At 70.9% G+C, this 14,142-nt stretch carries 12 protein-coding genes; 6 read left to right on the forward strand and 6 right to left on the reverse strand.

Annotated elements, in window-relative coordinates:
- Nucleotides 1-105: 105 nt before the first annotated feature.
- Nucleotides 106-1,056, forward strand: coding sequence for an NAD-dependent epimerase/dehydratase family protein (locus ML539_RS01530; RefSeq protein WP_243320000.1), 951 nt, complete (start codon nucleotides 106-108; stop codon nucleotides 1,054-1,056).
- Nucleotides 1,057-1,450: 394 nt separating this feature from the next.
- Here ML539_RS01530 and ML539_RS01535 read toward each other — a convergent pair whose 3' ends face one another.
- Genes ML539_RS01535 through ML539_RS01550 form a run of 4 tightly spaced genes read right to left on the reverse strand, consistent with a single transcriptional unit; the run spans nucleotide 1,451 to nucleotide 4,178 of the window.
- Entirely contained in the window at nucleotides 1,451-1,975 is a 525-nt protein-coding gene (locus ML539_RS01535) for an adenine phosphoribosyltransferase (protein WP_243286589.1), read from the reverse strand.
- 2 nt (nucleotides 1,976-1,977) lie between these two features.
- Complete coding sequence (locus ML539_RS01540; RefSeq protein ID WP_243320002.1) at nucleotides 1,978-2,250, reverse strand: acylphosphatase; 273 nt, start codon at nucleotides 2,248-2,250, stop codon at nucleotides 1,978-1,980.
- Nucleotides 2,251-2,253: 3 nt separating this feature from the next.
- Nucleotides 2,254-3,015: a 5'/3'-nucleotidase SurE gene (gene surE / locus ML539_RS01545; protein WP_243320005.1), complete on the reverse strand. Its 762-nt coding sequence runs from the start codon at nucleotides 3,013-3,015 to the stop codon at nucleotides 2,254-2,256.
- 29 nt (nucleotides 3,016-3,044) lie between these two features.
- Nucleotides 3,045-4,178 (reverse strand): diguanylate cyclase, encoded by a 1,134-nt coding sequence (locus ML539_RS01550; RefSeq protein ID WP_243320007.1) that lies wholly within the window; start codon nucleotides 4,176-4,178, stop codon nucleotides 3,045-3,047.
- A 121-nt stretch (nucleotides 4,179-4,299) separates the two neighbouring features.
- On the opposite strand from ML539_RS01550, the gene ML539_RS01555 reads away from it, so the two are divergent.
- The 5 genes from ML539_RS01555 to ML539_RS01575 all read left to right on the forward strand — a co-directional run bounded on the left by ML539_RS01555 (nucleotide 4,300) and on the right by ML539_RS01575 (nucleotide 9,581).
- Nucleotides 4,300-4,887, forward strand: a complete 588-nt coding sequence (locus ML539_RS01555) for an RNA polymerase sigma factor (protein ID WP_243320009.1) — start codon at nucleotides 4,300-4,302, stop codon at nucleotides 4,885-4,887.
- Nucleotides 4,884-6,059, forward strand: coding sequence for a hypothetical protein (locus ML539_RS01560; protein ID WP_243320011.1), 1,176 nt, complete (start codon nucleotides 4,884-4,886; stop codon nucleotides 6,057-6,059). The genes ML539_RS01555 and ML539_RS01560 overlap by 4 nt, the downstream gene beginning before the upstream one ends.
- 66 nt (nucleotides 6,060-6,125) lie before the next feature.
- Nucleotides 6,126-8,492, forward strand: coding sequence for a VIT and VWA domain-containing protein (locus ML539_RS01565; protein WP_243320013.1), 2,367 nt, complete (start codon nucleotides 6,126-6,128; stop codon nucleotides 8,490-8,492).
- A gap of 191 nt (nucleotides 8,493-8,683) precedes the next feature.
- A complete protein-coding gene (locus ML539_RS01570) occupies nucleotides 8,684-9,295 on the forward strand; it encodes a protein-L-isoaspartate(D-aspartate) O-methyltransferase (protein ID WP_347710735.1) in 612 nt (203 codons plus the stop codon).
- Between the two features lie 16 nt (nucleotides 9,296-9,311).
- Complete coding sequence (locus ML539_RS01575) at nucleotides 9,312-9,581, forward strand: hypothetical protein (RefSeq protein WP_243320016.1); 270 nt, start codon at nucleotides 9,312-9,314, stop codon at nucleotides 9,579-9,581.
- On the opposite strand, the gene adeC is transcribed toward ML539_RS01575, so the two are convergent.
- Nucleotides 9,497-10,972 (reverse strand): AdeC/AdeK/OprM family multidrug efflux complex outer membrane factor, encoded by a 1,476-nt coding sequence (adeC, locus tag ML539_RS01580; RefSeq protein WP_279341420.1) that lies wholly within the window; start codon nucleotides 10,970-10,972, stop codon nucleotides 9,497-9,499. The genes ML539_RS01575 and adeC overlap by 85 nt on opposite strands.
- Nucleotides 10,969-14,139, reverse strand: coding sequence for an efflux RND transporter permease subunit (locus tag ML539_RS01585; protein WP_243320018.1), 3,171 nt, complete (start codon nucleotides 14,137-14,139; stop codon nucleotides 10,969-10,971). The genes adeC and ML539_RS01585 overlap by 4 nt, the downstream gene beginning before the upstream one ends.
- Between the last annotated feature and the right edge of the window lie 3 nt (nucleotides 14,140-14,142).

The following is a 14,142-nucleotide window of genomic DNA, read 5'->3' on the forward strand; positions in this document are numbered from 1 at the left end:
ACCAGCCAGGCCAGCACGACCATCTTGAACAGGGGGGACACCAAAGGCTCCGAACCGGGGGGAACCCCCCGACCAGCCTCTCACGGCGGGGGCTATGCTGGCTGGATGGCGCATGAACTGGCTGGATCGGCGGGAACCTGCCTCATCGCGGGCTGCGGCTACACGGGAACACGCCTGGCCCGGCGCCTGTCCGGGCATCTGGTCGGCCAGGGCCCAGTGCTGGCCCTGGTGCGGTCGGCGGCGGCCGCGGCCGGGCTGGCCCGCGAGGGCATCCGGGCCGTCCCGGCGGATTTCGACGGGACCGCGGCGTTCCCGGTTCCGGAGGACCTCTCGGCCGTGGTCTACCTGGCCCCACCGGCCGGACCGGACGGCGAGGACGGGCGGTTCCGGCGCTTCCTGGCGGTCCTTGGCCCGGCCCGGCCCCGGGTGCTCGTGTACGTGAGCACCACCGGCGTGTACGGAGACACGGGCGGCGCGGCGGTGGACGAGTCCGCCCCGCCGGCGCCTGCGGATGACCGCGCGCGCCAGCGGCTGCACGCGGAAGGCCAGGCCCGGCGCTGGTGCGAGGCGCGGGAGGCCCGCTGGGTGATCCTGCGCGTGGCGGCCATCTACGGGCCCGATCGCCTGCCCCTGGACCGACTGCGCCGCGGCGAGCCGGTGCTCCGGGCCGAGGACTCGGGCCCGGGCAACCGCATCCACGTGGACGACCTGGTGGCGGCCTGCCTGGCGGCCCTGGCGCGACCGGTGGCGGGCGTGGTCAACGTGGCGGACGGCTGCTCCGAGAGCATGGCCGCCTTCACGGCGCGGGTGGCGGTCCTGGCGGGCCTGCCCGCCCCCCGGGAAGTCACCTGGGCGGAAGCCCAGGGCGCCCTGAGCCCGGGCCTCCTGGCATTCCTGCGGGAGTCCCGGCGGGTGCTCAATCCGCGCCTGGTGCGCGACCTGGGCGTGACGCCCCGCGGGCCGGAGGCCGGCATCCGGGACAGCCTGGAGGAGATGGGGCTGCTGGGCGGGAGGCCGCGAGGACAAAAGGCAACTGCGGAACGCGAAGGGCGCTAAGAAAGGCGCGAAGAAAAGCGCGAAGGCTGAAAGGGGTGTCCTTCCTGGTTATCGGCCTGACTCAGCCAAAAGCGCTAGCAACCGCGAATGACGCGAAAGGGCGCGAAACGCAACGGAGTTCGGCCGCCTGGGCCTTCGGCCCCCAATCGCGCCATGCGCGATTGGCCACACGCGGGGCGGGATTGCCGGCTCCTGGAGGCCGCCGGGCCCGCCCCGCGTGTGGAGGCGGAAGCAAGGCCGTGCGCCGTTCGGGCGCCCGCAGGGCGATTCGCGTCTTTCGCGGTTCGATCATTCCAGGCGGAAGCAAGCCGATGGCCAGGATGTCCTTTTTTGACTAAGCATCCATTCGCGGTCTTCGCGCGGTTCTTCGCGCGCTTCGCGTTCCGCCTTTTCTTCAGTAGCGAAGCACGCTGAAGACGGGCAGCCCCTCGACCTTCTCGCGGCCGGGCAGGGAGGTCAGTTCGATGAAGACCGTGAGGGCCACGGGCTGGGCGCCGGTGCGGTTCACGAGGCGCTGGGCGGCGGCGGCGGTGCCGCCCGTGGCCATGACGTCGTCCACGATGAGCACCCGGTCGCCGGGGCCGAAGGCATCCTTGTGGATCTCCAGGGCATCGCTGCCGTACTCGAGGCCGTAGGCCTCCTTGTGGGTGGGCATGGGCAGCTTGCCGGGCTTGCGGGCGGGCACGAAGCCCACGCCCAGCTTCTGGGCCAGGGCGCTGCCGAAGATGAAGCCCCGGGATTCCAGGCCCAGCACGTGGGTGGGCTGGAGGGTGAGCACGGGCTGGGACATGGCCTCCACGGCCTCGCCGAACGCCTCGGCGTGCGACAGCAGGGGCGTGATGTCCCGGAAGAGGATTCCGGCTTTCGGAAAGTCCGGAACATCGCGGACGAAGGCGGTGAGGGGAGTCGTGAGGGTCATGGCTACCTGATGATCTGGAAAGGAAGGGGAAGCGAGGATCGCACATCCAGGGCCTCCCAGTCCAGCCGCCCCACGGCCGCGAAGGCCGGGCCTTCCGCCAGGCGGGCGCGGAAGGCCGCCAGGGCGGTGTCGGGGCCTTCCACTTCGCCGCTCACCGATCCATCCAGCTCATTGCGCACCCAGCCTGCGAGGTCGAGCGCCCGGGCCTCCCGCTCGGCGAAGCGGCGGTAGCCCACGCCCTGGACGGCGCCATGGACGCGGAAGCGGAAGGGCATGGGCTACGCTCCCGTTGGCCCGTTGAAGGCCGAGTCGAAGTCGGCCTGCCGCGCCAGGGTCTCGGGGCAGCCCAGGTCGAGCCGCAGGGGCGTGACGCTGGCGAAGCCCTCGAACACGGCTTCGGCGTCGCTGCCGGGGGCCTTGGCGTAGGTGGGGCCCGCGTCGCCGCCGATCCAGAAGTAGGGGGTGTTCCGGGGATCCGCCCGGCGCTCCACCAGGTCGTGGTAGGCGCGGCTGTCCTGGCCCGTGAGGCGGAAGCCCTGGGGCTCGCCCTTGGGGAAGTTCACGTTCCAGATGCGGTTGGCCGGCAGGTCCATGGTTTCCCAGCGCTCGAGGAAGCGGCCGATCCAGGGCTCCGCCTGCTCCAGGGAGCCCCGGGGATCGATGGAGAAGGCCGCGGCGCGCGCGCCCTGGAGGCGGCCTTCGAAGGCCGCGCCCACGGTGCCGGAATAGAACACGTCCTCGCCCAGGTTGAAGCCGTGGTTGATGCCGGAGAGCACCCAGTCCGGGCGGCGGTCCAGCACCTCGCAGACGCCCAGCAGCACGCAGTCCACGGGGGTGCCGTCGCAGGCGTGGCGGTCGGGGCCGATCTCGTGCAGGCGGAGGATGTTGTGCAGGCTCAAGGCCGAGGAGATGGCCGAGCGGTTGCGGTCGGGGGCCACGGTGACCACCCGGCCGAAGCGGGACGCCACTCGGGCCAGGACCGCCAGCCCCGGGGCCCAGAGGCCATCGTCGTTGGTGAGCAGGATCAGGCGTTCAGACATGGAACCAGTGTACCCGCCGGGCGGGGGCGTCAGTCCTGGGCCAGGTATTTGTAGAAGTCCCGGTCCGAGCCGAGGATGTGCCCCTTGACCAGGTCGAGGGCCAGGAACCCGAGGATGGCCGGAAGGTCCGTGCTGTCGCCTCCCATCTGCTGCTGGAGGACCTTGGCCTTGGCGAGGAGGCGGCCGTGCTCCTGGGCGTGGGCGGTGAATTTCGGATACCCCACCCGGATCAGGATGGCCTCCTCGTCGTGGAAATGCTGGGCCACGTGGGCGATGAGGAGCTGCATGTGGAGCTTGGTCTCCTCGGGATACCGGCCCTGGTTGATGGAGGCCAGGAGGGCGTTGGAGAGGCGGTAGAGCTCCTGGTGCTGGTGGTCGATCAGGGCCTCGCCGCAGGCCAGGGCCGGGTCCCAGACGAGGGCCAGGAACGATGGCCGGTCTTCCCCGGCGGCCACGCCCACCTCCAGGGAGGCCTCGGTCTGGTTCCGGCCCCGGGCCTTGGCCCGGTAGAGGGCCTCGTCGGCGCGGCGGATCCAGCCTTCCAGGGGTTCCTTCTCCTGGCGCTGGGCCACGCCCAGGCTGATGGTCACCACGCCGACCTGCGGGGTGACGCGGGCCTCCACGGCCTGGCGGATCTTCTCGGCCAGGATGGTGGCCCCCGCCAGGGTGGTGGCCGGGCAGAGCGCGATGAACTCCTCGCCGCCCCAGCGGGCCAGCGCGTCCGAGGCGCGCAGCTGGCCGCGGACGGCCTCCGTGACGGACCTGAGCACCTCATCGCCCACTTCGTGGCCGAAGGAGTCGTTCACGCGCTTGAAGTGGTCCAGGTCGTACAGGATGAGGCTGATGGGCGCATCGCCGCGGCCGGCCGCGGCGATGAGCTGGGCGGCGCCGTCCTCGAGCCAGCGGCGGTTCCAGGTTCCGGTGAGGCGATCCGTGGCGGCCGTGCGTTCCAGCTGGTCCAGCGCCCGCCGAAGCTCGGCGTTCGCCCGTTCGCTGGCCTCCCGGGCCCGGGCCAGGGCCTCCAGCTGGTGCTGGCAGTCGGGATCGACGGGACCCCCCGCCCGGGGCCGCCGCCGGTACCACAGGCCCGCCACCAGGGCGCCCAGCACCCCGGAGAGGAGGGAGGCGAGGAGGACCAGGAAGATGGACAGTGCCAGGGGCATGGGGTTCTCGGCGTGAGGTGGGACGGGCCATGCTTAGATTAGGACCAGCGCGTATTCTATCTTGCCGGCCAATCAGTCTTGGCAGTTTTCCTGCCAGGATGGAGCGCGCCCCATCCCCGCCATGGATCCCGACCTCCCGATGACTTCCGCCCTCCCGATCCCCGACGGGGAGGCGGGGGACGCGGCGGTGCCGGGGCGGTCTGAGGTCCTGGCCCGCCTCCGTGAAAGGATCGTCGCCTTCGCGGCATCCCGGGGTGCAGGCGCCCATGCGGAGGACCTGGCGCAGGAGGTGCTGGTGCTCATCCACACGAAGTACGGCCATCTGGAGCGGGCGGAGGACCTGGTCCCCCTGGCCTTCCAGATCCTGCGCTTCAAGCTGGGGGCCCACTTCCGCAAGGCGGCCCGCCGGGGCGAGTTCGACGCCGTGGACGTGGATACCTTCCCGCCCGCCTCGGACGCGCCGGATCCCGCGGCCATGCTGGAGCGGAAGGAGCTGCTCACCCGTCTCATGGGCGGCATCGCCAGCCTCGGCGAGCGCTGCCGCGAGCTGTTCCGGCTGAAGCTGGAGGGGCGCAGCTTCCCCGAGATTCAGGGCCTGCTGGGCGCCGCCACGCTCAACACCGTCTACACCTGGGACCACCGCTGCCGGAAGCAGCTGCTCGAAGCCCTGGGCGGCCGGTGGGAAGGGCCGGGAAGGGGGGCGTCATGAAGCGCGCCACGGCCGAGAAGCTCCTGGGCGGGTACGCCACCGGCACCCTCACCGCCGAGGAGCGCCGCACCCTGTTCGAGGCCGCCCTGGCGCACCAGGACCTCTTCGACGCCCTGGCCGACGAGGAGGCCCTGCGGGAGCTGCTGGCGGATCCCGCCGCGCGGGCCCAGGTGCTCGCCGCCCTCGCGGCCCCGAACCCGGCCCGGAATCCAGCTTCGGCGAAGGTCGTGCCCTTCTGGCGGCGGCCCGGCGTGCTCGGCACGGCGGCCGGGGTGCTGATGGCCTCCCTGGCGGGCCTGACCTGGCTGCGGAACCCCCAGACCCCACCTCCGGCCCAGCAGGCGCCGACCCCGGCCCAGCAGGCGCCACCTTCGGTTCGGCAGGCGCCCGCGAGCCCGAAGGCCCTGTCCTTCGAGGCTGCTCCGGAGGCGCCCGCGGAACCGGCCGCTGGATCCAGGCTCGAGCGACGCGCCCCGGCCCAGACCCCGCCAAACCCCCAGAAAGCTCCCGCGCAGGAGGCCGCGCCCCCGCCGGCCGCCGGCATCTCCGCCGGCATCTCCTCCGCCTCCGCCTCCGCGCCCGCGGCCCCGCCGCCCCCACCCGTGCCTGTACCGGTGCCGGTGCCAGTACCAGTGCCGGTAGCCGCACCTGCCCCACGGCCGGTCCCGGTGGTCCAGGACCGTGCCCAGGGGGCGGTCGCGGCCCCGCCGGATCGCCTGGCTCCGCAGGATCGCCTTGCTCCGCAGGCGGTGACGGAGGCCCTGTCCGCCGCGCCCCAGGCTCCGAACCTGGCTCGGGCCAAAGCCGCGAAGCTGGCCAAGGCCGAGGGCTGGTCCAGCGGAGCCACGGCCCTGGCGGTTCCCACCTGGACCCTCACACCCCAGGCGGACGGTACCACCCTGGTGACCGTGACCGCTCCGCCGCAGACGCAGGTGTGGCTCCTCAGGCGCGGGGGCGGGGGTGTGGAAGTCCTCCAGGATCGCGCCGTGGCGCTCCAGGAAGTCCGGGAGGCGCAGCGCCGCTACCTGGTGCGCCTGAAGGCGGGGGATGCCCTGGACCTCTACGCGCTGGCCCATCCGGTCGCGGACCCCGCGAAGCTGCCGGAAGCCGGCCCCCTGGCGGGTTTCCGGGCGCGGATCTTCCCCTCCGAGAAAAAAGATCCGGATCGGTGAAAGGGACCTGGGGGCGGCGGCATTCCCTCCTGAACCGCGCCGACGCGCGGTCACCGGGAGGATCCCATGTCGCACCGCGCCACCGCCCTCATGCTCGCCTGCTGGACCGGGCTGACGCCCCTGGCCTGCGCCCGCAGCCGTCCCATGCACCCCTTGGCCTTCCGGCCCGACCCCCAGGGCGAGGCCTCCGCGGACCGGACCCTCTCGCCCTACTTCTTCGTGAAGGGTGAGGATGCCGCCCTGGACCAGCTGCCGCTGAAATCCACCTCCGCCAAGGTGGCCATCGCCGGTGTCATCGCCGACGTGACGGTGACCCAGGTCTACCGCAACACGGGCACGAAGCCCCTGGAGGCCCTCTACGTGTTTCCGGGCTCCACGCGCTCGGCGGTCTACGGGATGACCATGCGCATCGGCGAGCGGGTGCTGAAGGCCCAGATCAAGGAGCGCGGCCAGGCCCGGGCCGACTACGAGCGGGCCAAGCAGGAGGGCCGCAGCGCCTCCCTGCTGGAGCAGCACCGGCCCAACGTCTTCCAGATGAACGTGGCGAACATCCTGCCCGGCGACGAGATCCGCGTGGAGCTCCGCTACACCGAGCTGCTGGTGCCCACGGACGGCACCTACAGCTTCGTGTATCCCACGGTGGTGGGACCGCGGTATGCCGGGAAGGCCGGTACGGATTCCTCCACCGGCGAAGCGTGGGTGGCCAACCCCTACACCCACGCTGGCGAGAAGCCCGCCACCACCTTCGACCTGGAGGTGAAGCTGTCCGCGGGCCTGCCCATCCAGCGCATGGCCTGCGACACGCACAAGACCTCCATCGCCTACGACGGCAAGGCGGACGCCACGCTGCGGCTGGATCCCTCCGAAGCCCACGGCGGCAACCGCGACGTCATCGTGAAGTACCAGCTGGCGGGAAATGCCGTGCAATCGGGGCTGCTGCTCAACCAGGGCAAGGACGAGAACACCTTCCTGCTCATGGCCCAGCCGCCCAAGCGCGTCACGCCGAAGGACCTGCCGCCCCGCGAGTACGTCTTCATCATGGACGTCTCCGGCAGCCAGATGGGCTTCCCCATCGAAGTCTCCAAGGTGCTCATGAAGGAGATGATCCAGGGCCTGCGGCCCCAGGACCTCTTCAACGTGATGGTCTTCGAGGGCACCTCGGCCTTCTGGTCGCCCAAGGGGTCGCAGCACGCCACGCCCGAGGCCACCGCGCAGGCCCTCGCCTTCGTGGGCTCCCAGCACGGCGGCGGCGGCACGGAGCTGGGCAGTGCGCTGCGCAAGGCCCTGGGCCTGCCCCGGGTGCCCGGCATCTCGCGCACCTTCGTGGTCTCCACGGACGGCTACATCAGCGCCGACGGCCAGGTCTTCGACCTCATCCGCAAGAACCTGGGCGCCGCCAACCTCTTCGCCTTCGGCATCGGCAGCTCCGTGAACCGCCACCTCATCGAAGGCATGGCCCACGCGGGACAGGGCGAGGCCTTCGTCATCACCAGGCCCGAGCAGGCCGCGGCCGAGGCGGAGCGCTTCCGCGCCTACGTGTCGTCGCCGGTGCTCACGAACGTGAAGCTCACCACGAACGGGTTCCGCATCCAGGACCTCGAGCCCCTGCAGCTTCCCGATGTGCTGGCGGACCGGCCTGTCATCTGCCTGGGCAAGTGGGCCGGCGAGGCCAAGGGCACGGTCACGCTGTCGGGCATGACCGCCGCCGGCCCCTGGAGCCAGACCTTCGACGTGGGGAAGGTGAAGGACCGCGACCACGGCGCCCTGCGCCAGCTCTGGGCGCGCCAGCGCATCCAGGCCCTGTCGGACTACGACCAGTTCGGCGCGGACGAAGGTCGCAAGGCCGAGGTGACGCGGCTGGGCCTGGCCTACCACCTGCTGACGGCCTACACCTCCTTCGTGGCGGTGGACACCCAGGTGCGCAATGCGAACGGCACGTCCACCACCGTCACCCAGCCCCTGCCGCTGCCCGAAGGCGTGTCCGACGCGGCCGTGGGCAGCATGGGCGGCGCGGCGACCAAGGCCATGGCCTACGCCCCGGCGCCGCGGATGATGTCCCTGGAGGCGCCTGCCGCCGCGGCGGCGGGAGTCGTGGCCCAGGATCAGTCCCGGCGCGAGCGGGCCAAGGAGGCCAAGGCCGCGCCCCGGCTCCGGATCCTGGCCTTCTCGGGCCTCACGGGGACCTCGGATCCTCGGCACCTGAGGGGCGAGCTGGAGGCCCGGCTGATGGACCCGGCCCTGGCGGCGGCGCTGGCGGGACTTCCCTCCGCCACGGACCTGGAGCTCAAGGTGGACGCCTCCGGGCAGGTGACCGCCGTGACCTTCAGCCAGGCCTTCCCGGGGGCCGCGAAGGCCAAGGCCCTGATCCTGGCCTGGCGCCTGCGGAGCTGGACCGGCGGCCTGGCCGGGCAGCTCGAGCTCACCCTCGGCTGATGCCAAGCTATTGCCCTACGCGCATCCCGGGCCTGCCCGGGATGCGCGCTGGCGCAGACCCCCGTACGGGGTACCTTCGAACCATGCGATGGCATCTGGGAGTGACCTTGATGCTGACCCTCGGAGGCTGTGACCCGGAACCCGCCCGGCCCGCTGCTCCGGTGGCGGATGCGGTGCTCGCGCAGGCCCGGATGCGCATGGTGCGCGAGCAGATCGTGGCCCGGGGCGTGGCCGATCCCCGGGTGCTCGAAGCCATGGGCCGGGTGCCCCGGCACGAATTCGTCCCGGCCGCCCAGCGCGGCCAGGCCTACGAGGACTGGCCCCTGGCCATCGGCTACGGCCAGACCATCTCCCAGCCCTACATCGTGGCTTTCATGACGGCGGCGCTGGCGCCGCGGCCCGAAGACCGGGTGCTGGAGATCGGCACAGGGTCGGGGTACCAAGCCGCCGTGCTGGCGGGCCTGGTGGCCGAGGTCTACACCATGGAGATCGTGGAGCCCCTGGCCCAGCGTGCCGAGGCCGACCTGAAGCGGCTCGGCTACACCAATGTGAAGGTCCGCGCCGGGGACGGCTACCTTGGCTGGCCCGAGGCGGCGCCCTTCGACGCCATCATCGTCACCTGCGCGCCCGAAGACGTGCCCAGGGCGCTGGTGGACCAGCTCAAGGTGGGTGGCCGCATGATCATCCCCGTGGGTTCCCAGTGGGGGGCCCAGGAGCTGTACCTGCTGCGGAAGACGGCCACGGGGCTGAGGCGCCAGGGGGTGCTGCCGGTGCGCTTCGTGCCGATGGTGAGAGGCCATTGACCCGGCCTCCTGCCCCATGATCACCCGCCAGCCCAGCGGGTACGACCACGGCGTGGCGGTGCGCCTCGCCAGCTCCGAAGGCACCATCCTCGCGTCTGACTCCAGCCACGCCGCCGCCCAGGCCATCCGCGAGGCGGAGCTGGGCCGCAGCCAGGCCTGCCCGGAGGGGCCACCGCAGGGCCTGGAACTCGACGCGTCAGGTCAGGAGCCTGGCGCTGCGGGGGCCTTCGCAGGCGCGGGCGCGGGTCGGCCGGGGCGGTCCCAGCCCCCGCCCAGGACCTTGTAGAGGCTGACGAGGTTGCCATACCTGGCCTGCCGGAGGGCGATGAGGCCCTGTTGCGCGGCGTAGGTGGACCGCTGGGCGTCCAGGACCCCCAGGTAGCCGTCGATGCCCGCGGTGTAGCGGGCCTGGGCGAGGCGATAGGTGCCCTCGAGGGCCTGCGTGAGCGATTCCTGCGCCGCCAGCTGGTCGTCGAGGGTGCCCCGCTGGGCCAGGGCGTCGGCCACTTCCCGGAAGGCCACCTGGATGGCCTTCTCGTACTGGGCCAAGGCGATGTCGCGGTCGGCGTTCGCCGCCTTGAGGTTGGCCCGCCGCGCGCCCGTGTCGAAGATCGGGAGGACGATCTGGGGCGAGAAGGTCCAGGCGTCGGAGCCGGACTGGAACAGCCCGGAGAGCTGGCGGTCCATGGTGCCGAGGTTCGTGGTGAGGGAGATCCGGGGGAAGAAGGCCGCCCGGGCCGCGCCGATGTTGGCATTGGCGGCCTTGAGCTGGTTCTCGGCCATGAGGATGTCCGGCCGGCGGGCCAGCACCTCGGAGGGCAGGTCCGGGGCGACGTCGGTCAGGGCGGTCACGCTGCTCAGGGCGTCGGGCAGCCATTCCGCGGGCACCGACGAGCCCACCAGGAGCTGCAGCGCGTTCTGGTCCATGGCCACGGTGCGGGTGTACCGGGCCATGTCGCCCCGCGCGGTCTCCACGCTCACCTGGGCACGGTACGAGTCGATCTCGGAGACGACGCCCACCTCGTACTGCCGGCGGACGATCCGGTAGGCCGCCTCCTGGTTCGCGAGGGTCTCCTGGGCGAGCTTCAGGCTCTCGCGATCCGCGGCGAGGGCGAGGTAGACGTTGGCCACTTCCGCCAGCAGGGAGACCTGGGCGCTGTTGCGGGCCTGCTCCGTGGCGAGGTACTGCTCCAGGGCCCGGTTCTTGAGGCTTCGGACACGCCCGAAGAAATCCAGTTCCCAGGCGCTGATGCCCACGTTGGCGGCGTACTGCTCGGCCACGATGCGCTGGCCGGTGCCGGAGACGCTGGCGGGCAGCCGCTGGCGGGTGCCGTAGCCGACCGCGTTGACCGTGGGGAGCAGCTCGGCCCGCTGGATCCGGTAGTAGGCCCGCGCCTTCTCGGTGCTCAGGGCCGCGATCCGGAGGTCCCGGTTGTTGCGCAGGGCGAGGTCGAGCACCTTCCGCAGCCGCTCGTCCGCGAAGAAGGCCTGCCAGGGGAGGTCCGCGGCCGGCTGGCCCGGGGCAGTGGCGCCCTTGTAGGCGGGGCCCTCCGGCCAGGCTTTCGGCACGGGCGGCTCGGGCGTCCGGTACCTCGGGGCCATGGAGACGCAGCCGGACATGGCCAAGGCGAGGGCCAGAGCGGTGGGAAGGCTGGGCCAGGCTTTGGGCGACATCATGGCTGCCCCTCCTCGGAAACCGCGGCCTGGGCCGGGGCGGGCTCCTGGCCCTTCTTCCTGAACAGCTGACTCACCAGGAGGAAGGACAGGGGGATGTAGAAGATGGCGATGAAGGTGGCCGACAGCATGCCGCCGACCACACCGGTCCCGATGGCGTTCTGGGCCGCCGCGCCCGCGCCCCGGGTGAGGGCCATGGGCAGCACGCCGAAAGTGAAGGCCAGGGAGGTCATCAGGATGGGCCGGAGCCGCAGGCGGGAGGCTTCCATGGCCGCCTCGAAGAGGCCGGCGCCCTGGGCGATCTGCTCCTCGGCGAACTGCACGATGAGGATGGCGTTCTTGGCGGTGAGGCCCAGGGTGGTCAGCAGGCCGATCTGGAAGTAGACGTCGCTGGACATGCCCCGCGACCAGGTGGCCAGGACGGCGCCGAAGATCCCCAGGGGCAGGATCAGCAGGATCGAGAAGGGGATCGTCCAGCTCTCGTAGAGGGCCGCGAGGCACAGGAAGATCACTAGGATCGAGACCGCGTAGAGGGCCGGAGCCTGGGCGCCCGCCTGCCGTTCCTGGTAGGAGAGGCCCGTCCACTCGAAGCCGATGCCGGCGGGGAGCTTCTTGGCGAGCGATTCCATGGCCAGCATGGCGTCGCCGGTGCTCTTGCCCGCCGCGGGCTCGCCCTGGATGTTCACGGATGGGAAGCTGTTGTAGCGCTGGAGGTTGGGGGATCCGTAGCTCCATTCCCCGGCGGAGAAGGCCGAGAACGGGACCATCGCGCCGGCGGTGTTCCTGACGTAGAGCTTGTTCAGGTCCTCCAGCTGCATGCGGAAGGGCGCGTCGGCCTGCATGTAGACGCGCTTGACCCGGCCGCGGTTGATGAAGTCGTTCACGTAGGAGCCGCCCCAGGCGCTGGCGAGGGTATCGCTGATGACCGGCAGGGGAACGCCCAGCGCGCCGGCCCGGTCCTGGTTGAGCTTGACGTTGTACTCGGGCTGGTCGTCCAGCCCGTTGGGGCGCACGGCCTTGAGGTTGGGATCCTGCGCCGTCAGGCCCAGCAGCTGGTTGCGGGCCTCCATGAGCTTGGCGTGGCCGACGCCCGCGCGGTCCTGCAGCTGGAAGTCGAAGCCCGTGGCGTTGCCGAGCTCCAGGATGGCGGGAGGCGCCACGGCGAAGACCATGGAGTCCCGGCGCGAGGAGAAGGTGCGCATGGCCCGTCGGATGACGGCCTCCGCCTTCAGCTCGGAGCGGTCCCGGAGGTGCCAGTCCTTGAGCTTGACGAAGGCCATGCCGTTGTTCTGGCCGCGGCCGGCCACGCTGAACCCGCCCACGGTCAGGCAGGAGGCGACCGCCTCCTTCTCATCGTCCTGGAAGTAGTGCTGGACCTCGGACAAGACCTTCTGGGTCTGCTCCAGCGTGGATCCGGCGGGGAGCTGGACGAGGGTCATGATGATGCCCTGGTCCTCCTCGGGCAGGAAGGCGGTGGGCAGGCGCATGAAGAGGACCCCCATGCCGGCCACGATCACGCCGTAGATGACGACGTAGCGGCCCCACTTGGAGAGCACGCGCTCCAGCTGGCCCACGAAGATGTGGTTCAGCTTGTAGTAGGCCCGGTCGAACCAGAGGAAGAAGGGGCGCGTGACCTTCCACCCCTTCTCGGCGGCCTCGTGGCCCTTCTCGACAGGCTTCAGGAAGGTGACGCAGAGGGAGGGCGTGAGGACCAGGGCCACCACCACGGAGAGCATCATGGCGGTGATGAGGGTGAAGGAGAACTGGCGGAAGATGATGCCCGTGGACCCGCCGAAGAAGGCCATGGGGCCGAACACGGCGGACAGCACCAGGCCGATGCCCACCAGGGCGCTGGTGATCTGGCCCATGGACTTCCGGGTGGCCGCCAGGGGCGGCAGGCCCTCCTCGTGCATGATGCGCTCGACGTTCTCCACCACGACGATGGCGTCGTCCACCAGCAGGCCGATGGCCAGCACCATGGCGAACATGGTGAGCATGTTGATGGACATGCCCACGTACTGGAGGATGGCGAAGGTGCCCAGGAGCACCACGGGGACGGCGATGGTGGGGATCAGGGTGGCGCGGAAGTTCCCCAGGAAGAGCAGCATCACCAGGAAGACGAGGATCACGGCCTCGATGAGGGTCTTCACGACTTCGTTGATGGCCACGGACACGAAGGGGGTGGTCTCGTAGGGGTAGTCGACCTTCACGCCCGGCGGGAAATAGGGGGAGAGCTCGTTGAGCTTGGCCTTGATGAGCTTCGAGGTGTCCAGCGCGTTGGCGCCGGAGGCGAGGCGGATGAGCATGCCGGCGGCGGGCTGGCCGTTGAGCCGCGTGTCGCTCTCGTAGGATTCGGTGCCCAGCTCCGTTCGGGCCACGTCCCGCAGGCGGATGGTGGAGCCGTCGGGGTTGATGCGCAGGGGGATGGCCGCGAACTGCTCGGGTGTCTGGAGGAGCTCCTGCACGTTCACGGTCACGTTCAGGCGCTGGCCCTTGACGGCCGGCAGGCCGCCCGCCTGGCCGGCGGAGATCTGGGCGTTGTAGGCCTTCACGGCCTGCCGGATGTCGTCGGGGGTGATGTGGTAGCCGACCATCTTGTCCGGGTTCAGCCAGATGCGCATGGCGTACTGGGTGCCGAAGGACAGCACCTCGCCGACGCCCTCCACACGGCTGATGACGTTCTCCACGTTGGAGGCCAGGTAGTCGCGCAGGTCCTCGGCGTTCATGCTGCCGTCCGTCGAGGTGATGGACAGGATCATGAAGATGTTCTTGGTGGATTTCGTGACGGCGATGCCCATCTGCTGGACGACCTGGGGCATCAGGGGCTTGGCCAGCTCCAGCTTGTTCTGCACCTTGGCCCAGGCGGCGTCGGGATCGGTGCCGGGCTGGAAGGTGAGCGTGACGCTGCCGTGGCCCGCCGAGTCGCTGGAGGCGGACATGTAGAGCAGGCGGTCCAGGCCCGTCATCTTCTGCTCGATGATCTGGGTGACGGTGTTCTCCACGGTCTTCGCGGAGGCGCCGGGGTAGAAGGCATCCACGGAGATGGAGGGCGGAGCCACGGGCGGGTACTGGGAGATGGGCAGGGTCTTGATGGCCAGCAGGCCCGCCAGCATCATGACGATGGCCACCACCCAGGCGAAGATCGGCCGGTCGATGAAGAAATTGACCATGGA

The sequence above is a fragment of the Geothrix sp. SG200 genome (assembly GCF_022808935.1).
GTDB classification, from domain to species: Bacteria; Acidobacteriota; Holophagae; order Holophagales; family Holophagaceae; genus Geothrix; species Geothrix alkalitolerans.

Coding starts and splice junctions, on each gene's coding strand:
- ML539_RS01530 (WP_243320000.1), top strand. CDS start 106: ATGGCGCATGAACTGGCTGGATCGGCGGGAACCTGCCTCATCGCGGGC.
- adeC (WP_279341420.1), bottom strand. CDS start 10,972: ATGATGTCGCCCAAAGCCTGGCCCAGCCTTCCCACCGCTCTGGCCCTC.
- ML539_RS01540 (WP_243320002.1), bottom strand. CDS start 2,250: ATGCCCTTCCGCTTCCGCGTCCATGGCGCCGTCCAGGGCGTGGGCTAC.
- ML539_RS01565 (WP_243320013.1), top strand. CDS start 6,126: ATGTCGCACCGCGCCACCGCCCTCATGCTCGCCTGCTGGACCGGGCTG.
- surE (WP_243320005.1), bottom strand. CDS start 3,015: ATGTCTGAACGCCTGATCCTGCTCACCAACGACGATGGCCTCTGGGCC.
- ML539_RS01555 (WP_243320009.1), top strand. CDS start 4,300: ATGGATCCCGACCTCCCGATGACTTCCGCCCTCCCGATCCCCGACGGG.
- ML539_RS01585 (WP_243320018.1), bottom strand. CDS start 14,139: ATGGTCAATTTCTTCATCGACCGGCCGATCTTCGCCTGGGTGGTGGCC.
- ML539_RS01575 (WP_243320016.1), top strand. CDS start 9,312: ATGATCACCCGCCAGCCCAGCGGGTACGACCACGGCGTGGCGGTGCGC.
- ML539_RS01550 (WP_243320007.1), bottom strand. CDS start 4,178: ATGCCCCTGGCACTGTCCATCTTCCTGGTCCTCCTCGCCTCCCTCCTC.
- ML539_RS01560 (WP_243320011.1), top strand. CDS start 4,884: ATGAAGCGCGCCACGGCCGAGAAGCTCCTGGGCGGGTACGCCACCGGC.
- ML539_RS01535 (WP_243286589.1), bottom strand. CDS start 1,975: ATGACCCTCACGACTCCCCTCACCGCCTTCGTCCGCGATGTTCCGGAC.
- ML539_RS01570 (WP_347710735.1), top strand. CDS start 8,684: ATGCGCATGGTGCGCGAGCAGATCGTGGCCCGGGGCGTGGCCGATCCC.